Origin of the sequence: Pseudomonas sp. BN414 (assembly GCF_029871275.1) — a bacterium.
Taxonomy (GTDB): domain Bacteria; phylum Pseudomonadota; class Gammaproteobacteria; order Pseudomonadales; family Pseudomonadaceae; genus Metapseudomonas; species Metapseudomonas resinovorans_C.
The window spans coordinates 92,614-114,225 of record NZ_SSOL01000079.1; the positions used below are offsets into that span (position 1 = coordinate 92,614).

25 protein-coding genes are annotated in these 21,612 nt (G+C 64.9%); 8 read left to right on the plus strand and 17 right to left on the minus strand.

The genetic code is table 11. The annotated features are described in order from the left end of the window. Positions 1–113: 113 nt before the first annotated feature. Positions 114–1,160 (minus strand): MBL fold metallo-hydrolase, encoded by a 1,047-nt coding sequence (locus E8E95_RS28250; protein WP_280355593.1) that lies wholly within the window; start codon positions 1,158–1,160, stop codon positions 114–116. Positions 1,161–1,298: 138 nt separating this feature from the next. Between E8E95_RS28250 and E8E95_RS28255 the strand changes: the two genes are divergently transcribed. After that, a complete protein-coding gene (locus tag E8E95_RS28255; RefSeq protein WP_280356181.1) occupies positions 1,299–1,865 on the plus strand; it encodes a pseudouridine synthase in 567 nt (188 codons plus the stop codon). 65 nt (positions 1,866–1,930) lie between these two features. On the opposite strand, the gene E8E95_RS28260 is transcribed toward E8E95_RS28255, so the two are convergent. From E8E95_RS28260 to E8E95_RS28280, 5 genes are all read right to left on the minus strand, one after another. Next, on the minus strand, positions 1,931–2,134 hold the full coding sequence (locus tag E8E95_RS28260) for a DUF2788 domain-containing protein (protein WP_077525185.1): 204 nt from the start codon (positions 2,132–2,134) through the stop codon (positions 1,931–1,933). A gap of 176 nt (positions 2,135–2,310) precedes the next feature. After that, complete coding sequence (locus tag E8E95_RS28265; protein ID WP_016490763.1) at positions 2,311–2,790, minus strand: Lrp/AsnC family transcriptional regulator; 480 nt, start codon at positions 2,788–2,790, stop codon at positions 2,311–2,313. Between the two features lie 334 nt (positions 2,791–3,124). Continuing rightward, positions 3,125–3,544, minus strand: coding sequence for an MAPEG family protein (locus E8E95_RS28270; RefSeq protein WP_280355595.1), 420 nt, complete (start codon positions 3,542–3,544; stop codon positions 3,125–3,127). 59 nt (positions 3,545–3,603) lie between these two features. After that, a complete protein-coding gene (locus E8E95_RS28275; protein ID WP_280355597.1) occupies positions 3,604–4,491 on the minus strand; it encodes a cation diffusion facilitator family transporter in 888 nt (295 codons plus the stop codon). 137 nt (positions 4,492–4,628) lie between these two features. Next, complete coding sequence (locus E8E95_RS28280; RefSeq protein ID WP_077525182.1) at positions 4,629–5,048, minus strand: polyribonucleotide nucleotidyltransferase; 420 nt, start codon at positions 5,046–5,048, stop codon at positions 4,629–4,631. 126 nt (positions 5,049–5,174) lie between these two features. Between E8E95_RS28280 and hrpB the strand changes: the two genes are divergently transcribed. Further along, positions 5,175–7,700 carry an ATP-dependent helicase HrpB gene (gene hrpB, locus E8E95_RS28285; RefSeq protein WP_280355599.1) on the plus strand — a complete coding sequence of 842 codons (2,526 nt, stop codon included), beginning with the start codon at positions 5,175–5,177 and terminating at the stop codon, positions 7,698–7,700. Between the two features lie 51 nt (positions 7,701–7,751). Here the strand turns inward: hrpB and E8E95_RS28290 are convergent, their stop codons facing one another. The 4 genes from E8E95_RS28290 to E8E95_RS28305 are packed head-to-tail and all read right to left on the minus strand — an operon-like array spanning position 7,752 to position 12,000. Next, on the minus strand, positions 7,752–8,876 hold the full coding sequence (locus E8E95_RS28290; protein WP_280355601.1) for an agmatine deiminase family protein: 1,125 nt from the start codon (positions 8,874–8,876) through the stop codon (positions 7,752–7,754). A 55-nt stretch (positions 8,877–8,931) separates the two neighbouring features. After that, the gene (locus E8E95_RS28295; protein ID WP_280355603.1) at positions 8,932–10,035 is read right to left on the minus strand and encodes an extracellular solute-binding protein; all 1,104 of its coding nucleotides are present in this window, start codon (positions 10,033–10,035) and stop codon (positions 8,932–8,934) included. 2 nt (positions 10,036–10,037) lie between these two features. Next, entirely contained in the window at positions 10,038–10,946 is a 909-nt protein-coding gene (gene aguB, locus E8E95_RS28300; RefSeq protein ID WP_280355604.1) for an N-carbamoylputrescine amidase, read from the minus strand. A gap of 4 nt (positions 10,947–10,950) precedes the next feature. Then, a complete protein-coding gene (locus E8E95_RS28305; RefSeq protein ID WP_077525177.1) occupies positions 10,951–12,000 on the minus strand; it encodes an agmatine deiminase family protein in 1,050 nt (349 codons plus the stop codon). Positions 12,001–12,134: 134 nt separating this feature from the next. Here E8E95_RS28305 and E8E95_RS28310 point away from each other — a divergent pair, with 134 nt between their 5' ends. After that, entirely contained in the window at positions 12,135–13,013 is an 879-nt protein-coding gene (locus E8E95_RS28310) for a LysR substrate-binding domain-containing protein (RefSeq protein ID WP_280356183.1), read from the plus strand. A gap of 205 nt (positions 13,014–13,218) precedes the next feature. Here E8E95_RS28310 and E8E95_RS28315 read toward each other — a convergent pair whose 3' ends face one another. Continuing rightward, positions 13,219–14,343 carry an endonuclease/exonuclease/phosphatase family protein gene (locus tag E8E95_RS28315; RefSeq protein ID WP_280355605.1) on the minus strand — a complete coding sequence of 375 codons (1,125 nt, stop codon included), beginning with the start codon at positions 14,341–14,343 and terminating at the stop codon, positions 13,219–13,221. 50 nt (positions 14,344–14,393) lie between these two features. Here E8E95_RS28315 and E8E95_RS28320 point away from each other — a divergent pair, with 50 nt between their 5' ends. Then, positions 14,394–14,642: a CDGSH iron-sulfur domain-containing protein gene (locus E8E95_RS28320; protein ID WP_280355606.1), complete on the plus strand. Its 249-nt coding sequence runs from the start codon at positions 14,394–14,396 to the stop codon at positions 14,640–14,642. Between the two features lie 13 nt (positions 14,643–14,655). Then, the gene (locus E8E95_RS28325) at positions 14,656–15,453 is read left to right on the plus strand and encodes a transporter substrate-binding domain-containing protein (RefSeq protein WP_280355608.1); all 798 of its coding nucleotides are present in this window, start codon (positions 14,656–14,658) and stop codon (positions 15,451–15,453) included. On the opposite strand, the gene E8E95_RS28330 is transcribed toward E8E95_RS28325, so the two are convergent. The 5 genes from E8E95_RS28330 to E8E95_RS28350 all read right to left on the minus strand — a co-directional run bounded on the left by E8E95_RS28330 (position 15,447) and on the right by E8E95_RS28350 (position 18,710). After that, positions 15,447–15,884, minus strand: a complete 438-nt coding sequence (locus tag E8E95_RS28330) for a VOC family protein (protein ID WP_280355610.1) — start codon at positions 15,882–15,884, stop codon at positions 15,447–15,449. The two genes, E8E95_RS28325 and E8E95_RS28330, sit on opposite strands and share 7 nt — an antisense overlap. 102 nt (positions 15,885–15,986) lie before the next feature. Continuing rightward, positions 15,987–16,649, minus strand: a complete 663-nt coding sequence (locus E8E95_RS28335; protein WP_280355612.1) for a YciC family protein — start codon at positions 16,647–16,649, stop codon at positions 15,987–15,989. A 75-nt stretch (positions 16,650–16,724) separates the two neighbouring features. Further along, complete coding sequence (locus tag E8E95_RS28340; RefSeq protein WP_280355614.1) at positions 16,725–17,204, minus strand: YbaK/EbsC family protein; 480 nt, start codon at positions 17,202–17,204, stop codon at positions 16,725–16,727. A gap of 43 nt (positions 17,205–17,247) precedes the next feature. After that, positions 17,248–18,036, minus strand: coding sequence for a hypothetical protein (locus tag E8E95_RS28345; RefSeq protein ID WP_256873440.1), 789 nt, complete (start codon positions 18,034–18,036; stop codon positions 17,248–17,250). 101 nt (positions 18,037–18,137) lie between these two features. Next, entirely contained in the window at positions 18,138–18,710 is a 573-nt protein-coding gene (locus tag E8E95_RS28350) for a cysteine hydrolase family protein (RefSeq protein WP_280355615.1), read from the minus strand. A gap of 78 nt (positions 18,711–18,788) precedes the next feature. On the opposite strand from E8E95_RS28350, the gene E8E95_RS28355 reads away from it, so the two are divergent. Beyond that, complete coding sequence (locus E8E95_RS28355; protein WP_280355618.1) at positions 18,789–19,268, plus strand: NYN domain-containing protein; 480 nt, start codon at positions 18,789–18,791, stop codon at positions 19,266–19,268. Between the two features lie 24 nt (positions 19,269–19,292). Next, positions 19,293–19,904, plus strand: coding sequence for a 3'-5' exonuclease (locus E8E95_RS28360; RefSeq protein WP_280355620.1), 612 nt, complete (start codon positions 19,293–19,295; stop codon positions 19,902–19,904). 98 nt (positions 19,905–20,002) lie between these two features. Here the strand turns inward: E8E95_RS28360 and E8E95_RS28365 are convergent, their stop codons facing one another. Next, complete coding sequence (locus tag E8E95_RS28365; protein ID WP_280355622.1) at positions 20,003–20,479, minus strand: Lrp/AsnC family transcriptional regulator; 477 nt, start codon at positions 20,477–20,479, stop codon at positions 20,003–20,005. Positions 20,480–20,641: 162 nt separating this feature from the next. Here E8E95_RS28365 and yedA point away from each other — a divergent pair, with 162 nt between their 5' ends. Continuing rightward, complete coding sequence (gene yedA / locus E8E95_RS28370) at positions 20,642–21,568, plus strand: drug/metabolite exporter YedA (RefSeq protein WP_280355623.1); 927 nt, start codon at positions 20,642–20,644, stop codon at positions 21,566–21,568. Positions 21,569–21,612: the final 44 nt, after the last annotated feature.

Genomic DNA, 21,612 nt, shown 5'->3' on the forward strand with positions numbered 1-21,612 from the left:
AGGCGTGGTTGTAGGGGCGAATTCATTCGCCATGGACCGCAACGCGGTCCCGAAAAGCATCACAAGGCAGGCCTTTGGCCTGCTTGGCGAATGAATTCGCCCCTACAGGTTTTCTACCGCGCCATAGGCGGAATCAGCCACTGGTATCCCGGCGTCGGTACGCGGAACACCTCTGCTTCCACCTTCCAGTCGGCCAAGGCCTTGTCGAGGTCGCGGAGCGGGGCGAACTGACCTTCGTCGGTCAGGTTGAAGGTGCCGAAGTGGATGGCCAGGCTGTGGTGGGATTCCAGTTGCTGGTGCGCCTGCACCGCATCGTCCGGGTTCATGTGGTTGTCGCGCATGAACCAGCGTGGCGCGTAGGCTCCGATGGGCAGTGCGGCGAAGCGCATAGGCCCGAAGCGCTCGCGAATGAGGCGGAACTCCGGTCCCAGGCCGGTATCCCCGGGGAACAGGAACGGACCGTCGGGCGACTCGATGACGAAACCCATCCACAGCGTTTCATTGGTGTCGCTGCGGGTCCGCGCCGACCAGTGCTGAACCGGCACCGAATGGAGCTTCAGCTCACCAGCCAGCGGTAGCTCCTGCCACCAGTCCAGTTCGACAACCTGCTTGAAGCCGGCCTCGCGAATCAGCATGCCGTTGCCCAGGCCGCTGACGACCGTGGCCCTCGGGAAGCGCTCCACCAGCCCGCGCAGGCTTTCCAGATCCAGGTGATCGTAGTGGTTATGGCTGACCAGGATCAGGTCGATGGGCGGCAACTGGTCCAGTTGCAGACCCGGCGGGTGATGACGCTTGGGGCCCACGAAGCTGAACGGGCTGACCCGCTGCGACCACACGGGGTCGGTCAGGATGTTCAGCCCACGATGCTGGATCAGCAATGTCGCGTGGTTGATATAGGTGACGCGGAGCTCGTCGCCTTCCACGCGTGCGGGAACATCGGGCGGCACGGCCGGGCCCGGCTGGTCGAGCCAATCTGCCTGCTTCTCGCGGCTGAACTGCCACCGGAGGAAGGAACGCAGGTCCTTGTGCGGCTTGGGTTCGAGGTTGCGAAAGCGGCGGCCGTCGAAGTTGTTCGATGCCGGCCCTCGGTAGGGCGAACGGTGATAACCGGCGAGGGTCATCAGGTTGATCAGCCAGGTGGGGCGCAGCGCACGCGGCATGGCGTTCTCTCTTGCGGCGGGAAGGCAGTCAACCTAGCATGCCTCTCCCATTTCCAGACCGCCAACCCGTTTCCAGGCATGTCGCGCCCAACTCGCCCCTCCCGCCCCGTTTCCCGCCGCCCCGCCGCACCTCGTCGCGTGGCCAAGGCGCCGCCGGTCGAGCCGCGTCTGGTGCTGTTCAACAAGCCCTTCGACGTGCTGACCCAGTTCAGCGACGGCGATGGCCGCGCGACCCTCAAGGACTACATCCCCATCCCGGGCATCTACCCGGCCGGCCGCCTCGACCGTGACAGCGAAGGCCTCCTGCTGCTGACCAACGATGGCCAGCTGCAGGCGCGCATCGCCGATCCCAAGCACAAGCTGGCCAAGACCTATTGGGTGCAGGTGGAGGGGGAACCCAGTGAAGAGCAACTGAAACGGCTGCGTGAAGGCGTGGAACTCAACGACGGCCCTACGTTGCCCGCTGAAGCCCGTCAGATAGACGAGCCCGCTCTCTGGGAACGCAACCCGCCGGTGCGTTTTCGCAAGAGCGTGCCCACGGCCTGGCTGGAACTGGTGATTCGCGAGGGGCGTAACCGGCAGGTGCGGCGCATGACCGCTGCGGTGGGCTTGCCGACGCTGCGCCTGGTGCGGGTGCGCATCGGGCCGTGGAGCCTCGAAGGGCTGGGGTTGGGAGAATATCGCGAAGTGCCGGCCAAGCTCTGAGCCGCGTTGCTAAGCGTCGGCGATACGTTGTCTCGCTCTAGCTCGCGAACGCGGTCGTACCGTATTCAGAGGCCTTCGATACTGCCGATCACCAGCGTCTTGATGACGAAGCCCAGCACGCCCAAACCGAGGGCCAGGAACAGGATCATGGTGCCGAAGCGACCGGCCTTGGACTTCTTGGCCAGGTCCCAGACGATGAAGGCCATGAAGGCCACCAGCACGGCGATCATCGCCGTCATCATCAACTCTTCGAACTTCTCCGGACTCATCTCGCACCTCTTGGACTGAATACAGGCTGCACCCGCCGGGCCGGGAGCCGGGCGGAAAGCGGGGCGGTGCGCTTGTGATTCCGTGAGCCGGAAGGCTCTTGTGAGGCGGGGCCACGCGAGGGGGTGCAGCAAAGCGCGGCGATTATACGCCAAGCCGCCCGCCGCGCGAGGCCCGTTCAGCCGCGCAGATGGCCCAGGGGCAGCTCGGTGCTGCTCAGCACCTGATTGAGCACGAAGCTCGACCGCACGCTGGTTACCCCTTCGATCCGGGTCAGCTGGCCCAGCAGGAACTGCTGGTAGTGGTCCATGTCCGGTACCACCACTTTCAGCTGGTAATCCGCCTCCATGCCGGTCACCAGGCTGCATTCCAGCACTTCGGGGCACTGACGGATCACTTCCTGGAAGTGCTCGAAACGTTCCGGTGTGTGCCGGTCCATGCCGATCAATACGTAGGCAGTGAGGCTGAGGCCGAGCTTCTTGCGGTCCAGCAAGGCGACCTGGCGGACGATGTAACCGTCGTCCTCCAGCTGCTTGACCCGCCGCGAGCAGGGCGAAGGTGAAAGTCCGATCCGTTCTGCCAGCTCTTGATTGGAGATGCGCGCGTCGCGCTGCAATTCGGCGAGGATCTTGAGGTCGTAGCGATCGAGCTTTTCCATTGAATGGGGCGCCGCGTTTATTTGGTTGCGGTAAATATTGCTACTTTAGTGATTAATTGCGCAAGTGATGCTCGAATGAGCAATCTTCGCAATCATTCGTCGCGCTTGTCGCCGTAATATTTCTCTCAGTTTCAAGGCCCGGACAGCAAGTCCACCCGACCCGCCCAATCAGGTGCGTCGGCGCCGCCGATCCAACCGGTTCGAGCAGGCCCCCGGGTCCGCACTGCCCAATCAGGCAGGCGATGAAAGCGGCGACACAATCGCCAGCACAGGACGAATTTCCCGAAGGGGGCCCGCTGTATGGGGCCCCCTTTTTTATTGGCTGCTCCGCGCGTCAGGCAACCCCGGCCAGCTTCAGCAACCACCAGGCCATGATCGCCAACTGCACGAAGAAACCGGCGAATCGCAGCCAGACGAACAACGCACTGGTGCTGATGAGGTGCGCGGCGGTCTGGAACAGGCGAGCGCCCAGCAGCAGGCCGGCGAGTGGATCGGTGATGGCGCTCTGTTCGGTGGTGATCGCGTAAAGCAGCAGCGCGGCCTGCATCGGCAGGTTTTCCACGGTATTGGCGTGGGCGCGCACCAGGCGTTGGCCAAAGGCGCTGGGGGTATTGCTGCCGTCGGCGGCGAAGGCGTTGACCTTCATACGCCCGGCCAGCACCAGCAGGCCGCGCTGATTCACCATCAGGAAAACCAGCAGCAGACTCCAGGCGACCAGGCTGAGCAGGGCGATGGCGGAAAGCGACAGGGGCATTGCGGACTCCTCGTTCTTGTTATGAAGCGAGCGAGTCTAGAAGTTTTAGAGCAATTGCTCTAGTCGTGTTTCACCACTTCGCTGGGGTCGGCGTGCACCAGCACTTCGGCGCGCGGGTACTGGGCGGTGATGGCCTCTGCCGCCTCCTCGCACAGGGCGTGGGCGCGGGATAGCGTCAGTTCACCCGGCAACTCCAGATGCAGTTGCACGTACCAGTGATTGCCGGAAATGCGCGTGCGCAGGTCATGCGCGCCAAGAACGCCGGGAACCCCACAGGCAAGCCGGTGCATGTCGGCGCTGATGGCGGGCGTCAGCTCCTCGTCCATCAGGACCGAAATCGATTCCCGGGCGATGCCGATCGCGCTCCAGAGGATGTATCCGGCAATGCCGATGCCGAACAACCCGTCGGCCTGCTGCCAGCCGAAGCTCGCCAGCACCAGGGCGAGGAGGATGCCGCCATTGAGCAGCAGGTCGGAGCGATAGTGCAGCGCATCGGCGCGGATCGCCGTGGAGCCGGTGGCGCGGATCACCCGCCGTTGCAGCATCAGCAAGCCGGCGGTGAGCACCAGCGACAGGATCATCACGCCGATGCCGAGCGCTTGCGCGCCGAGCGGTTCCGGGTCTTTCAGTCGCTCGTAGGCCTGCGCGGCCACCAGCACGGCGCTGACGCCGATGAACAGTGCCTGGGCCAGGCCTGCCAGGGCCTCGGCCTTGCCATGTCCGTAACGGTGGTCATCGTCGGCCGGCTTCAGTGCGTAACGCACCGCCAGCAGATTGAGCAATGACGCCGCGCTGTCCATCAGCGAGTCGGTGAGGCCGGCCAGCAGGCTGACCGATCCGCTCATGGCCCAGGCAATGGCCTTGGCGATGACCAGGGTGATGGCAACAGTGAGCGAGGCGCGGGTGGCCAGGCGCAGCAATTGCGCGTGCTGGCGGGATGAGGTCATGCCGGCTCCGGCTTGAAATAGGTGAAGTCCCTGACCGGCGTCTCCAGACTCATTGCGGAGATTGCGGCCCCCGGTGATTCAAGGTGCCGTGCAGGCTGCCGAAGAGCAGCCCGCACGGGGTGTGCCGGGTCGCCGTATCAGGCAGCCGGGTGCAGGCCGTACGCCGCCAGTTGCTGGAGGTTGCCGCTGCGCTGGAGCAGCTGCGGGTTGTCCAGCGGCAGGTCGTGGCCGGTTTCACGGGCGATGATCGACTTCAGACGGACCGGGTCGACCTTGCCGTCGGCGCCGATGGCTTCGCGCAGGGTTTCGGGGGCGACTTGTGCGGTCTGACCATCGGGCAGGTAGATCGCGCCGGTGGCGAAGTCCACGGCGAAGGCGATCAGGCCGGGAATCACATAGAAAAGAATGCCGATAGCATCCAGCGCCGCGACCACGGGGTCGATCTTGCCTTCGATCTGGCCACGACGATCCGGATAGAAGAGCGTGCCGCAGGCGGTGAGCTGGGTGAGCAGAGCAGCGGCGACGGCGCCGCCGATCCAACGGGAAGCAATGCGCATATGCATCTCCTGGTCGAAAGATCGCAACTATACCAAGGCGTTCGTTGCAAAACTGCCTGGTTCATTTAAGACCCCGGCAAGGAACGGGCGGTTCGCCGGTATACTTCGTGCCTGCCTGGAGTACCCATGAATCCCCTACCCATCGATGCCGTCCTGCCCGACCTGCGGGCCGCCCTGCAATCTCGCCACGAAGCCGTGCTGGAGGCGCCGCCCGGCGCCGGCAAGACCACCCGCGTTCCCCTGGCGCTGCTGGACGAATCCTGGCTCGCCGGGCAGCGCATCCTGATGCTGGAACCGCGTCGCCTGGCCGCCCGTGCTGCCGCCGAGCGCCTGGCCAGCGAACTGGGCGAATCGGTGGGCGAAACAGTCGGCTATCGCATCCGCCTGGAATCGAAGGTCGGCCCGCGCACGCGCATTGAAGTGGTGACCGAAGGCATCCTCGCTCGTCGCCTGCAGGAGGACCCGGCGCTCGAGGGCGTGGGCCTGGTGATCTTCGACGAGTTCCACGAACGGAGCCTGGATGCCGACCTCGCCCTGGCCCTGTGCCTGAATGGTCGCGCCTTGCTGCGCGACGAGCCGCCGCTGAAAGTGCTGCTGATGTCCGCCACGCTGGAGGGCGAACGTCTGTCGCGCCTGCTGGACGAGGCGCCGGTGGTGCGCAGCGAAGGTCGCATGTTCCCGGTGGAGCAGCGCTGGGGGCGCGCCAGCCAGCCGGGCGAGGCGCTCGAACCCAGGATTGTGCAGACCGTGCTCCAGGCACTGGCCGACGAGCCCGGTAGCCTGCTGGTGTTCCTCCCCGGGCAGGCGGAGATACGTCGAGTTGCCGACCAGTTGGGTGAGCGGCTCGACGGCCGTTCCGACATCCTGCTCTGTCCACTCCATGGCGAACTGGACCTGGCCGCCCAGCGCGCGGCCATCGAACCGGCTCCGGCGGGTAAGCGCAAGGTCGTGCTGGCCACCAACATCGCCGAGACCAGCCTGACCATCGACGGCGTGCGCGTGGTGGTGGATGCCGGGCTGGAGCGGGTGCCGCGCTTCGACCCGGCCAGCGGCATGACCCGACTGGATACCCAGCGCATTTCCCGCGCCTCGGCGACCCAGCGCGCCGGCCGCGCAGGCCGCCTGCAAGCGGGCGCCTGCTATCGGCTCTGGTCCGAGGCCCAACATGAGCAACTCGCCGCCCACGGCAGTGCGGAAATCCTCCAGGCCGATCTCGCCGGTCTGGCCCTGCAATTGGCGCGCTGGGGTATCGCCGATCCCAACGAACTGGCCTGGCTCGACCCGCCTCCTGCCGCTGCCTACGCTCAGGGTCGCGATCTGCTGCAACGCCTGGGCGCCCTTGGCGAAGACGGTGCCCTGACCCGGCACGGTCAGGCCATGGCCGAGTTGCCTGCCCATCCGCGCATCGCCCATTTGCTCTTGCGTGGCCAGGCGTTGGGCCTCGGTTCCCTGGCCTGCGACCTCGCGGCCCTGCTGGGCGAGCGCGACATCCTGCGCGGCGGCGGTGCCGACCTGCACAGTCGCCTCGCGCTGCTGGCGGGCGATGATCGCGCGACACGTGGCGCCCGTGGCGGCGTACAACGTGCCCGCCAGCTGGCGCGGCAATTCCGCTCCTATCTGCGTGGCCCAGCCAGCGAGCCGGTGGCCGACCCGGAGCACCCGCGCTGGCTCGGCTGCCTGCTGGCCTTCGCCTACCCGGACCGGGTCGCCCAGCAACGCCGCGCCGGGGGCGCGGACTATCGCCTTGCCAATGGACGTGCTGCCACCTTCGGCGAGCCGGATGCGTTGATGAAGGAGCCCTGGCTGGTGATCGCCGATCTCGGCAGTCGCCAGGGCCAGCGCGAGGAACGTATCTACCTGGCGGCCGACCTCGATCCGACGCTGTTCGACAGTGCCCTCAGCGAACAGGTAAGCCGCCAGGACCTGCTGGACTGGGACGAGCGCGAAGGTGTGCTGCGCGCCGAGCGCCAGGTCAGGATCGGCGAGTTGGTGCTGGCCCGCGAAGCGCTCACTGAACTGGACGACGCGGCGCGCTCGCGGGCTCTGCTCGGACTGGTGCGGCGCAAGGGACTGGAGCTCCTGCCATGGACGCCTGAGCTGCGTCAGTGGCAGGCGCGGGTGAACCTGCTGCGCCGGCTCGACCTGGAAGGCAAGGGTGAGAGCGAGTGGCCGGATGTCAGTGATGCGGCGCTGCTGGCGTCGCTGGAAAACTGGCTGCTGCCTTATCTGGGCAAGGTTTCGCGACTGTCGCACTTCGCCAACCTGGAGCTCTCCGGCATCCTCCAGGGGCTGCTGCCGTGGCCGCTGCCACAGCGGTTGGATGAGCTGGCGCCGCGCACCCTGCAAGTGCCGTCGCAGTCGAACATCCGCCTGGACTACCACGAGTTCCCGCCCGTGCTGGCGGTGCGCTTGCAGGAGCTGTTCGGCCTGGCCGACACCCCGCGCATCGCCGGTGGCCGCCTGGCGGTGAAGCTGCATCTGCTCTCGCCTGCACAGCGCCCGGTACAGGTGACCCAGGACCTGGGCAGCTTCTGGCGCAATACCTATGCGGACGTGAAGAAGGACCTTAAGGGCAGGTACCCGAAACACTACTGGCCCGATGACCCGCTGGTGGCAGAGCCGACCGCGCGGGCCAAGCCGAGGAAGTCGTAGCGCTATGCCCAGGTGAAGGGCGGCAGTAAACCGCCCTTCAGCATCCGGGCCTCAAACGAGCGGAAGGTTCTTGGTGACGCAATGGATGCCGCCACCGCCAGCGGCGATCGGGTCGATGTTGATCTGCTCCACCACGCGGCCCGGATAGAGTTTGGTCAGTAGGTCCTTGCAGTACTTGTCCGCCGCCGCGTCGCCGAACTGCGGGGCGATCACCGCGCCGTTGATGGGCAGGAAGTTGATGTAGCCCGGCGCGAAGTCGGGGTTGTTGCTGGTGTACTGGTTGCTGCGCACCTTCAGGGGCGGCGGCAGGGTGTGGACCACCAGCTTGCGGCCGTCGGCATCGGTGGCCGCGTTGAGGATTTCCAGGTGCTTGCGGGTCACCGCGTAGTCGTAGGACTTCGGGTCGTTGTCAAGGTTGGCGATCACCACGCCAGGTTTGACGAAGCGCGCGTAGAAGTCGACGTGGGCATCGGTGATGTCCTTGTCCTTGATACCCGGCAGCCAGATGATCTTGCGCAGGCCGAGGTTGGCCTTCAGTTCGGCTTCGACCTGCCCCCGGGTCATCCCCGGGTTGCGGTTGCTGTTGACCCAGCAGCTCTCGGTCATGATGGCCGTGCCATGGCCGTCGACTTCGATGCCGCCGCCTTCACCGACCAGCGCGCTGCGAATGTAGCTGGCTTCCACCTCATAGCTGAGGGTGTCCGCGACGCGGGTGTCGTTGGACGCGGTCTGCTTGTTGCCCCAGCCGTTGAAGTTGAAGTCCACCAGGCCCAGGCCGCCGGCCCCATCGACCACGAAGCAGCCGCCGTAGTCGCGCACCCAGACGTCATCCAGCGCCATGGTCAGGAACTCGATGTTGGTGGTGCCGCATTTGCTCTTGGCTTGCGACAACTGACTGGCCCGGCACAGCACCGTCACCGGCTGGTACTTGGCGATGGTCTTGGCCAGTTGGGCGATGGTGTTGTTGACCGCGGACTCCCAGCCCTCCCAGACGCGGGAGGACGCGGCGAACGCGAGGATCCCCCGTTCCTGCGGACCGTGTTCGTCGGGCATGTACCAGCTGCCGGCCAGCGCCGCGGGTACGCGGGCCGCCCCGAATCCTAGGCCAAGGGAGGCGACTGCGCCGATTCCGCTGGCAGCCATCAGCTGCTTGATGAAGTCACGACGTGTAGACATGGATGTTCCTCTGTTGAGTGGGGCGTGCCGGTGTACTCGGGTGATGCTTGCCGGATCAGTCGTGAATGGACGTCTTGAACGTGGTCCATGCGCGCATCCGGGCCCGCATGTCGCGCTGCGGGATGTCCTTGCCGGGGATCAGTCGGGCGTAGGTGGCTTCGTCGACATAGATGTCCGGGTTGTTGCGCATGTCGGCAGCGACCATCGGCCTGGCCTTGGCGCTGGAGGTCGGGTAGCCGGTGGCATTGCTGATCGCCGCCATGTTCTCGGGGCGCATGATGAAGTTGATCAGTGCGTAGGCGTATTCCGGGTGGCGGGCATCGGCCGGGATGGCCATGGTGTCCATCCACACCGTGGTGCCCTCCTGCGGGATGCGGTACTGGAAGTGCGTCGCCTTGCCGGCCTCATCCGCGGTGCGCTGGGCCTGGGTCATGTCGCCGCTGTAGCCGAGCGACAGGCAGATATCGCCGTTGACCAGCTGCGTGACCGGCTGCGACTGGAACTTGCGGATGTAGGGCTTGATGCCCTTGAGCAGTGCGACCGCCTCGGCCAGCTCGGCGGGCTTTGCGCTGCGAGGATCGTGGCCTAGGTAGTTGAGCACCACGGCCAGCACCTCATCGGGCGAGTCGATCATCGAGATGCCGCAGTCGGCGAACTTCTCCGCGAGCTCGGGCTTGAAGATCAGGTCGAGGCTGTTGACCGGTGCGCCGGCCAGGCGCTTGTCGATCATTTCCTGGTTGTAGGTGATGCCGATGGTGCCCCAGGTGTAGGGCACGGTCGCATGGCGCGAGTACGGGTAGCGGGTCTGCAGCGTGCGCAGGCCGGGCTCGATGTCATCCAGATGTTCGAGCCTGCCCTTGTCCAGCTTCTGCAGGGCGCCGGCGCGCATCAGTCGCTCGGCCACGGTGTCGCCGGGGAAGATCAGGTCGTAGCCGCTGTTGCCGGACATCATCTTGGCTTCCAGCGTCTCGCTGCTGTCCATCACGTCGTAGATGACCTGGATGCCGGTCTCCCGAGTGAAAGCACTGAGGGTTTCCGGAGCGAAGTAGTCCGCCCAGTTGTACAGGCGCAGGACCTTGTCCTCGGCCTGGGCAGCAAGATGTGCGCTGCCCAGGCCGAGGGTCAGCGAGACGATCAACAGCTTCTTGGAGGTGTTCATCTTCAGGCTCCCTGGCGCTGCCAGTGTTGGTGGATTTGGCGGCCATCCAGCCCCAGCAGCGGGCCGTACATTTCCGGGCGGCGATCACGGTAGATGCCCCAGTTCAGGCGCTCTTCGCGCATGGCCGCGAGGTCCAGGCGTTGCACCAGCACAGCGGTGCTGTCGCGGTCGGCCTCGGCCAGCAACTTGCCCTTGTGATCTGTAATGAAGGACGAGCCGTAGAAGCGCATCCGCAGTTCCGGATCAGTGGTTGCCACCTCTTCACCGATGCGGTTGGCGGCGATCACCGGGAGGATGTTGGCGGCGGCATGGCCGCGCTGGGCTACTTGCCAATGGTCGCGGGAATCCAGCCCGGCAGCGCCTGGCTCAGAACCGATGGCAGTGGGATAGAGCAGCACTTCGGCGCCCATCAATGCCAGGCAGCGGGCGGTTTCGGGGAACCACTGGTCCCAGCAGATACCCACGCCGATGCGGCCGAAGGCGGTATCCCAAATACGGAAACCGGTATCGCCAGGGCTGAAGTACTCCTTCTCCTGGTAGCCGATGGCATTGGGGATGTGAGTCTTGCGGTATACACCGAGCAGATGGCCGTCGGCATCGGCCACCGCCAGGGAATTGAAATAGGCGTTGCCGGAGCGCTCGAACCAGCTCAGCGGCAGCACCACGCCCAGTTCCCGGGCTAGGTCGGCAAAGCGCTTGAGCACGGGACTGCGGCCATATTCCTGTGCCAGTGCGAGGTGCTTGTGGTCCTGTTCGATGCAGAAGTACGGGGTGGCGAACAGCTCCTGCAGGAGGATCAGCTGCGCGCCCTTGGCGGCGGCCTCCCGCACCAGTTTTTCGGCTTGGTCGAGGTTGCTTTCCAGGTCCCAGCTGCAGGCGAACTGGGTGGTTGCGACGGTGAGCATGGTCATCGCATCACCCCTTCAGCGGCCAGGCCGGCTGTTGCTGGGTGATGCAATGCACGCCGCCGCCGCCATGGGCCAGCTGGTTGATCTGCACCGGCACCACTTCGCGGCCGGGGAACGCCAGGCGCAGGGTCGCGGCTGCTTCTTCGTCGGCGGCAATGCCATAGGCCGGCATGATGATCGCGCCATTGGCGATGTAGAAGTTGGTATAGGAGGCGCAGAACACCTCGGCGTCCTGATCCACCGCCTCGCTGGCTTCATAGAGCTCGAGCATTTCGAAGCGGCGCCCCTGGGCATCGGTGGAAAGCTCCAGGGCACGGCGGTTTTCGCGGGCCACCCGGGCGTAGTCCGAGGACTGGTCGCGGGTTGCATCGATCAGCAGCGCACCCGGACGGGCGAAGGCGCACACGCCATCGACGTGTCCGTCGGTCATGTCACCAGTGATGTACTCGGGATCGCCCGGCAGCCAGATGGTCTTCTTCACGCCCAGCAGGCGAGCGAAGATTTCCTCCATCTCCACCTTGCTCATGCCCGGGTTGCGGTTGCCGTTGAGCAGCACGGACTCGGTGGTGATCAGTGTGCCCTGGCCGTCGACATGAATGGCGCCGCCCTCATTGGTCAGGACGGTGTCGAAGCATTCCAGGCCCAGGTGGCCGAGGATGCGTCGGGCCAGGCTTTCGTCCAGGTCGAAGGCGGACTTGCCGCCCCAGGCGTTGAAGCGCCAGTTGACGCCGGCCGTGCCCAGGCGCGGATGGCAGACGAAGCTCGGGCCGGAGTCGCGGCACCAGCTGTCGTTGATCGCCAGCTCGATCAGCTCGACGTTCGGCCCGCACAGCTCTTTCGCCCGCGCCACGGCGGAAGGGTCCACTACCATCTTCACCGGTTCGAAGCGGGCGATCGCGTTGGCCACTCGGGCGAAGTCGACCTGAACATCAGCCAGGGTCACGCCCCAGCCGTTCTCCCACAGTGCCTGGTTGTGGGGAAAGGCCATCCAGGTGGCGGCGTGCGGAACCCATTCGGCGGGCATGACCCAACCGTTCTGCGAATCGGAGAATTGCATACAAGAGCCTTCAGTTAAGATTTTGTTATCACTGATGAACCGCGGATGCGGTGATGGCTTGCATGCTAGGCCTGTAAAAACGGTCGAACAAACGATAGATTTTGCAGATTACTGATTAGTAGGGCTTATCGATGATGCTGAGGCACTGGCCACCCCTGAATGCCCTGCGTGGCTTTGAGGCGGCCGCCCGCCTGGGCAGCTTTCACAAGGCCGCCGAAGAGCTGCACCTCACCCAGTCCGCCATCAGCCAGCAGATCCGCAGCCTGGAAAGCTTTCTCGAACAGCCACTGTTCTTCCGCAGCGGCCGCAGCGTGGCGCTGACCGATGCCGGCTTCGACCTGCTCAGCACCACCCAGTCGCTGCTGCAGCAATTGGCAGTGGGCATCCGTCGCCTGGACCAGTACCGCAAGCCCAACCAATTGGTGGTCAACACCACGCCGGCCTTTGCCCGTCATTGGCTGGTGCCGAACCTGGCGGACTTCCACAAGCAGCATCCACAGGTCGACCTCTGGCTGCTGACCACCGATGAGACGCCGGACATGGCCACCCAGACCATCGACATCGCCGTGCGTGACGATCTCACTGCCCAGGCCGAATGCAGTTACCGCGTGCTGTTGGAGGATCGTCTCTATCCCGCCTGCCATCCCAGCCTGCTGGAAGTGGCAGAGGCGTCGCGCACCACGCTGCATGGCGAGCGCGAAATGGACTGGAGCCACTGGGAAGTGCAGGGCGGTGCCGATATCGGCCAGAACAGCCAGGGACTGAACTTCTCCGATCCCGGCCTGCTGCTGGATGCCGCCAGCCAGGGGCTGGGGATTGCCCTGGTCAGCCAGTTGCTGGCCGGACGCGCGCGCGATCAGGCGCTGCTGGTGCCGCTGGTGGAACAGACCGTACGAGGGCCGAACTGGAGCTGGCTGGTGCACCGCGACAGCGAAAGCGACCCGCTTACCCGGAGTTTCTGCGAGTGGCTGTTAGGCGCACTCGAAGCCGATATGAAGCACGGCTTTGTGTAGAAGCGAGCTTGCTCGCGAAGATCCGCACCGAAGGTTCGCGAGCAAGCTCGCTCCTACAAGTGCGCTATGCGCCTCGATGCCCAAGGCGACCCGCTTGTTGTGGTTTTCGCTCGTAGCAGAAATGAAGCACGGCTTTGTGTAGGAGCGAGCTTGCTCGCGAAGATGTGCACAGGAGGTTCGCGAGCAAGCTCGCTCCTACAGATGCTTAATGACCTGACGGCAGGAAGAACCTCGCCGTCAGCGGCAGATGGTCGGAGATGCGCAGGGTGTCCTGCTGGCGCACGCGGGCTTCGATGCGGGTCAGGCTGGGGCTGTGGAAAACGTAGTCCAGCGTGCGATCCGGGCCTTTCACCCGTGGATCGTTGGGGAAGTGGGTGAACCATTGCGTCTGCTGCGCCCCGCTGGCTTCGGTGATGCTGGGAATCATCGGGTAGCGGCTCCACAGCGCTTTCAGCTCGCTGTCACGGAGGTAACGGCTGCGCTGGGCTTCAGAGAGCTGCTCGTACTGACCGGGCGGCAGCTGGTTGAAGTCGCCGGCCAGCACCCAGGGCACGCCTTCGCTCTGCAATTGGTCGAGCAGGCCGCGGGTCATGGCCACCTGGCGCTTGAGGGTTTCCTGGTCGGCGGCCAGGGCATCCAGGTGGGTGTTGATCGCGGCCAGACGTCCACCGCCGCGAATCGGCAGGTAGCTCACCAGCAGCGCGCGTTTCTTGTCGAACTGGCGACTGATCGGGTCGTTCTCTTCCAGCGGCAATTGCAGGCGTTCGGCACTCTCGATGCGGAAGCGGCTGAGGGTAGCCAGCTTCATGCCGACGCTGCCGAGGATATGCGGATGCGGCACGAAAGCGGCCTTCCAGTAGAAGGCCTGGCTGGTGCACGGGTAGAGATCGGCCAGACGTTCCTGGAGCAGGGCCAGTTGGTCCTGGTAGTCGGTGGCACGGGCGCCTTCATGCAGTTCCTGGAGATTGACGATATCCGGCTGCTCTTCACGAATCACCCGGACGACCTCGTCGAGACTGTAGGCCAGGTCCTCCGCGGTCGGACGCTCGTCCGGGCCATTGCCCTCGGGCAGGTCGTAGTAGAAGACGTAACGCTTGCCGGCCAGGTACTGCAGGTTCCAGGTCATCACCTTGAGCGCCTGGCCGGGTTGCAACTGCGGGGCCTCGGCCTGACAGGCCAGAATGGCCGGCTCGCGGGCTGCGGGATGCCAGGTCAGCGCATAGATCAGCGCGATCACGCCGATCGCGAGAATCGACAGGCTGAGCAGGGCGAAACGCAGGACTCGGGGCATCGTCTGGGGCTGGCATCTATGCTGGAAGAGGGCGAGCATAACCGAGCCGCCGCCGCGGCCCAAGCTGAGGCGCGCCCGGGAGGAACGCCATGAGCAGCGAAGTCTGGATCGCGCAGAAGGGCCCTTATGAAGTCGAGGTGGTGGCAGGCAAGGACTACTTCTGGTGTCGCTGTGGCCGGAGCCAGCAGCAGCCATTCTGTGACGGCTCTCACAAAGGCACGGGACTGGCGCCGCTCAAATTCCATGCAGATGTCAGCGAAACCCTGTATTTCTGTGGCTGCAAACATAGCCACTCGCCACCTTGCTGTGATGGCACCCATAACGAACTACAAGACTGATCCGGGAGCCGGCATGCAGCTGGGCGAAGTCCTCTGGTCATTCCTGGCCTTGATGTCCAAAGCGGTGCGTCTCCCGCTTGCAAGCCTGTTGTTGTTGCCTGCCCTGGCCGTTGCCGACAACCCGCCTCCGCTGCGCGTGATGACTGACGTTTGGCCGCCCTTTCGCATCTCCAGCGAAGCGGGGCAGTTGCGCGGCCTGGACATGGACCTGCTGGCCGAGCTCGAACGCCGCACCGGGCTGCGCTTCGAGGTGCAGCGCGCACCCTGGTCGCGGGGGTTGGCCGCGCTGGAGAAGGGCTCGGCGGACCTGATGACCGGGCTCGCCCGTACAGCCGAGCGCGAGCGCTATATCGACTATCTTGATCGGCCCTATTTCACCTGCGCCCCGCGCTTCTACAGCCTCCCCGAGCTGGCCCAGCGCGTTTCCGGTTATCCACAGCTGGGTCAGTACGACATCGGTTTCGTAAGGGGCTCGGCCTATTTCGAACCCTTCGACTCCGACCAGGCGCTGCGCAAGGTCGGGGTCGGTAATGAAGGGCAATTGCTCGACATGCTGCGCCGCAAGCGGTTGCAGCTGGTGATCGGTACCGACTGCCAGGTGGACTACGAACTGCTGGGCGATCCGACGTTGGCCGGGCGCATCGTCAAGCTCGCCTACCGGCCGCCGGCCCGCACCGAACTCTTCCTCGGCTTCTCGCGCCAGCGGCCGCTGCAGGCCCAGCGCGCGGCCATCGCCCAGGCGCTTGGGCAGATGATCGACGAGGGCTGGGTGCTGGACGCCGCGCGGCGCTACCGACCTGGCGCTCAGTGAGCGTGGGGCTCGACGTACAGTTCGTAGCCCGAATCCAGTTCAATGTCCCAGAACGCCGCTTCGATCTTGTGCCCGTCCGGGTCGCGGACAAAGCAGCCGTAGTAGGGCTCGCCATACTCCGGGCGTGGTCCGGGCTCGCCGTCACCCTGGGCGCCGGCATCCAGTGCCGCTTCGAAGAAGGCCAGTACCGCTTCCTTGCTGGGGGCGAAGAAGCCGATGTGGGTGCCGTTGCCGACGCTGGCCGGTTTCCCGTCGATGGGAGATTGCACCCAGAACTCCGGATACTCGCGGCCGTACGCCACGGCTCCGGGGTGCTCCATGATGCGCTTGCAGCCCAGGGTGGGCAGGACCTTGTCGTAGAACGCGACGGCGCGGGCGAAGTCGTTGGTGCCCACAGAGATGTGGGACAGGATGCTGGGGTTCTCAGCCACGGGAAATCCTCCTTGAGTGGACTGAAAAGCCTAGCAGCCTGCTGAAAAACTATTCGGTTCGACGCGTGTGGGCTGGTGTCAGGAGATTTCTCCGCCGGCCGCTCACTGTTCGACCGGGCGTTCCGTCACCAGGGTGAACATCCGGTACAGCGCAATGCTGACGAACAGCTGGAAGAAGCTGTTGAAGCTTTCCAGGATCACCGTGCCGACCGGATCGGGGTTCTCCCCGAGCTCACGATAGGCGAACCAGTCCACCACCCAGATCGGCCCCATCACCAACAGCACGCAGGCGAGGATGGTCCAGAAGTGTCCAGCGGTCAGGGTGAAGCTTTCCTTGATGGCATCCAGCGGGGACTTGCCCTCCAGCACCAGCAGGTACTCGGCGAAGGCCAGTTTGATCATCACGTAGAGCCCGGGAATGATCAGCATCCAGGCACCGACCATGATCAGCAGGGTGCTGATGGCCGCCAGCACGGCAAAGGACGGCCAGCGGAACAGAGCCATCTCCAGCACTTGCCGGGGCTTGAGGCGGATGCGGTGGCTGCGGCTGTCGACAAAGATGATCAGCGCGCCGACGTAGAGCGGGTAGAACAGCATGCTGACGATAATTGACGCACCCTGGGATTTGTCAGGGCCGAGCCAGGCGACCAGGCCCTGCTGGGCTATGGCTTCGGTGAGGATCGCCGGCAGGCAGAGCAGGGCGATTTCTCCAGCGTTGCGGGAGAAGAAATACCAGGAGGCGCGCAGCAGCTCGAACGGATTCATCAGCGGGCATTCACATCTTGCGGCAGTGGGTCTTGGGCACTTTAGCCCAAGCCAGGGCAGCCTCCAAAGGGCGCTTCACTCGGAACGGTAGTGCAGGACGCGATTGGGTAATTGCGGCAGCAGACGGGCGAGGTCGGCGGTTGCTACTTCCAGGGTGTACTCCGGCGGGCCGGGGGAATAGATCAGGAAGTCGTGCCGGAAGATCGCCTCGTCGAATACCAGCGCGATTTCCTCTGCATGACCCAGGGGGCAGGCGCACTGGGGGACGCAACCGGTTAGCGCTACCAGCTCCTCGTCGCTGGCGATGCTGGGCCGAGCGCCCAGCAGTGCCTTGAGCTGGGCCCAGTCGGCGCGCGCGCCTTCCAGGGTCACCAGCATCGCGTAGCCGCCGTTCTTCAGGCGCAGGAACAGGCTCTTGCTTTCCACTCCGCGCAGGCCGAAGCGCTCGCGCACCGCATGCGCGGTGGGATAGTCGAGCACGGGTTCGTGGCTGACTTCCCGGTAGCGGATGGCGTGTTCGTCGAGCAGGGTCAGGTTGCGGCTGTGAAGCGACATCGGAATACCGGAGGGCGGGAAACGGGAGCGCCATGATAGTCGCTCACGGAGGGCTGAGATCGTCCAGTCCCGCCTCATGCAGGACCTGGCGCTCGATTTCCTGCAGGCGACCCTTCTGCGCCATGTGCCGCAGCACCTCCTCCAGGCGCGGCGCCAGATCGCGATGGCGCGGGTTCAGGTAGTGGTGCATGGAGAAGCGCTCCAAAACCGGATGCAGCGGCTGGATACCGCGCATGCCGCTCTGGCGCAGGATGCACATGCCCGAGTAGTAATCCTCCACATGCACGTCGACGCGGCCACCGGCGAGCTTGCGCATGCCGTTCTCCGCCCCGTTGGAAGGCGACATCCGTACCCCTTTGAGTCGCAGTTCCAGGGCCGCCTTGCCGCGCTCGAAACCGACGAGGTACGGCTTGAGGCTGGACCAGCCGCGCAGTTGCAACGGGCGATTGGCGAAGGCCACCGCATAGGATTCGAACAGCGGAGTGCGGATCAGCAGCAGGTCGCTGCGCTGCTCGGCCACCAGCCTGGTACGGCACAACTCGCCGTCGTTCAGGCCGCGCTCGGCATACTGCAGGGCACGTGCGGCGGGTGCGGCGCGGGTTTCGATACTGATGCCGAGTTCGCTGTAGGCTTCCACGAGGATGCGCTTGCAGATCTGGAACAGCGGCAGGCCCTGATCGGGAAATGCACTGAAAACCAGACGCGCCTCGGCATGGCCGGGGGCGGACAGGAGCAGCAGGGCAAGCAGGCAGCATCCATGAACACGCATTGCACTAAAGCCCTGGGGCACGGCCTGCGGCTGGAGTGACTGCCAGACGGCGCCGCCTGCCATGGCGGGCGCCTTGCTCCCTGCAACAGACCCATGCGGTGGGTCACGGCGTCTTCCCCGTTCTCGATACGTGCGGGGTTAGCTGAAACTATAGACGCCCGTCTTCAGGGTGTTGGCCAGTTCGCGAGCAGCTCGTCCGTGCACAACACACGGGCGTACTCGCCTTGCAGGTTGGCCATGGCCATATCGTGGACCTCGTCGGCGCTGCGCGGGCGCCCGGCGAAGTCGGCCTTGGCGAAGGTGTAGCAGGCGTCCGCGACGACGGTGGTCGCGAAACCCAGGTTGCCAGCGCTGCGGGCCGTGGCTTCCACTGAGTTCTCGCTGGCCACGCCGACGATCACCAGCGCATCGATGCCGCGCACTCGCAGCCAGTGCTCCAGCCCGCTGGTGATGAAAGCGTCGGGAACGTTCTTTTCCAGCACCTGCTCGCGCTCCCGGGGCATGAACTCGGGTTGGAAGAGGGCGCCTGGTTGGCCGGGCGCGAATACCGAATCCGCCTCCCGCGAAATGTGGCGGATATGCACCAGCGGCCAGCCGGATTCACGCCAGCGTGCCAGCAGGGCGGCCATGCGGGCTTCGGCATCGGGGTTGTTGCGCGGCTTGTCCAGGCGGCGGATACCCTGCTGCTGATCGATGATCAGCAGGGCACCGGGAGTGTTCTGCACGGTCGTATCCACTTTCCGTTCCCTGAGGCTGGCATACTGGCCGCAATCTACCCTTATCAAGTCGCCGCCAGCCAGCGGCGAGGAGCCGCGTTGAAGAAAATCGCCGTATTCGCCGACGTGCAGAATCTGTATTACACGGTGCGCCATGCCTATGGCTGCCACTTCCACTACGGTGCCTTCTGGCAGAGCGTCAGTGCCGAAGGCGACATCGTCGAAGCCAGCGCCTACGCCATCGACCGCGGTGATCCCAAGCAGCAGCAGTTCCAGCAGATCCTTCGCAACCTGGGCTTCAACGTGAAGCTCAAGCCGTTCATCCAGCGCGCCGACGGATCGGCCAAGGGCGACTGGGACGTTGGCATCACCATCGACGTGCTCGATGCCGCGCCCAGGGTCGACCTGATCGTGCTGGCCTCGGGTGACGGCGACTTCGACCTGCTGCTGGAACGGGTGGCCCAGGCCCATGGCGTGGAGACCCTGGTGTATGGCGTGCCCGGCCTGACCGCGCAATCGCTGATCCGCGCCGCCAGCCGTTACCAGCCCATCGAAAATCCCCTGCTGAAGCGCAACTGAACCGCTTCCAACCTGGAACATCCCGTGGACCCCATAGCTGTCATCGACTTCGAAACCAACGGCATCACGCCGGGCAATGATTGCCGCGCCACCGAAATCGGCGTCGTCATCCTCGAGGGCGGGCGCATCGTCGACCGCTACCAGAGCCTGATGAACGCCGGCGTCTCGATACCCGCCTTCATCCAGGGACTCACCGGCATCACCAACGCCATGGTGCGTGAAGCTCCCCCGGCGGAGCAGGTGATGGGCGAGGCGGCTGACTTCATCGGCGACCTGCCGCTGCTGGCGCACAATGCGTCCTTCGACCAGAAGTTCTGGGATTTCGAACTGGCGCGCATCGGCCGCTCCCGACGTCAGGCGTTCGCCTGCTCATTGTTGCTCGCCCGACGATTGTTGCCCGAGGCGCCCAACCACAAGCTCGGCACTCTCAACAGCTGGGCGCGCCTGCCCGACACCGGCAAGGCCCACCGGGCATTGGCCGACGCCGAAATGGCCGCCAACCTCACCCTGCACCTCGCGGGACGTCTGCGGGAACAGCATGGGATCAGCGCGGTGTCGCACCAACTGTTCTGCAGCCTGCAGAAGGTGCCCGCAGCGAAGATTCCCGAAGCGCTCAGGCGCCATCGGGAAGCCTGACCTGCTTTTGTAGGTTGGTGCAGAGCGAAGCGAAGCCCAACAGCTGGGTCGACCTGAATCGTTGGGCCTCGCAGGGCTCGGACCAACCTACAAAAAGCTCAGCCTTTTACCGTACGCAGGGTTTCCACTTTGCCGCGCTCCTGGAGCAAGCCGGGAATCCGTTGCTCGAAGGGCGTCGAGAGGATGAGCGACGTCTTGGTCGCGCCGAACTTGCCGATCTGGTCGATCAGGTCCTGCAACTCCGGCATCGACGCCACGGCCGCTTTGATCAGCAGGCAGGCATCGCCGGTGACACGGTGGCAGAGGTTCAACTGCGGGATATTCTCCAGGGCTTCCTGGGTGCGCTTGTAGTCTCGATCGGTGATGCGCAGTTCGATCACGCACTCGATGGGCAGGCCCAGCTTCGCCAGGTCCACGCTGGCGTGGTAGCCGGTGATCAAACCGCTGGCTTCCAGCTTGGCCACCCGGTCGGCCACCGCCGGTGGCGACAGGTTGACCCGGCGTGCCAGGTCGGCAAACGACGCGCGACCATTCTCGATAAGCGCCGCGATCAGCAGGCGGTCGTATTTATCCACAGGGACCTCCGAAATCAGCTTCTGTCGAATCGACGGTAGAAGCCGTTGAAAACAGTTCTTTCCAAGGCAAGGAGCGCCATGAATAAGGCTTTCATCCTTATTTCGCCCCGCTTGCCTTACTTAGAATAGACACCTCATCCCTGCCTGTGTCGAGTTCCGATCATGCCTGCGCGCCGCTTTCCGCTCCTGCTCATAGGGGCCTTCATCGCTCTCTACCTGATCTGGGGTTCCACTTACCTGGCGATTCGCATCGGCGTGGAATCCTGGCCACCGATGTTGATGGCCGGCGTTCGCTTCGTGGTCGCGGGTGCGCTGATGTACGCCTTCCTGCGCTGGCGCGGCGTTCCCAACCCGACCTGGCAGGAATGGAAGTCCGCCGCAGCCATCGGCTTCCTGCTGCTCAGTTGCGGCAACGGTGGCGTCACCCTGGCCGAAGACCTTGGCGTAGCGTCCGGCGTTGCCGCCCTGGCGGTGGCCACGGTACCGCTGTTCGCGCTGCTGTTCGGGTTGATCTGGGGACAGCGCACCACGCGCCTGGAATGGGCCGGCATCCTGCTCGGTTTGATCGGAATCGGCCTGCTCAACCTCGGCTCCAACCTCCAGGCCAGCCCCCTGGGCGCCGTCCTGATCATCTTCGCCGCGGCGGCCTGGTCCTTCGGCTCCATGTGGAGCAAGAACCTCAAGCTGCCCGCCGGGCCCATGGCCAGCGCGGCGGAAATGCTCGCCGGCGGCGTCGTGTTGCTGGCCGGCAGCCTGCTGAGCGGCGAGCGTCTGGTTGCCGCACCGACCCTCGCGGGTTGGGGCGCACTGGCCTACCTGATCGTGTTCGGTTCCATCATCGCCTTCAGCTCCTACCTCTACCTGCTGAAGAACGTGCGCCCGGCCGCGGCCACCAGCTATGCCTACGTCAACCCGGTGGTGGCGGTGCTCCTGGGGATCGGCTTCGCCGGTGAAAGCATCGGTCTGGAAGAGGGCCTGGCCATGCTGGTGATCATCAGCGCCGTGGTGCTGATCGGCCTGCCGCAATGGCGCGAACGCAAGGAAGCGAAGGTGCAGAAGGACGACAGGATGGAACAGCAGACCAGTTGATCCCGGAGACCACGGGCAGCCTGATAGAATTGCGCCTTTTCCGC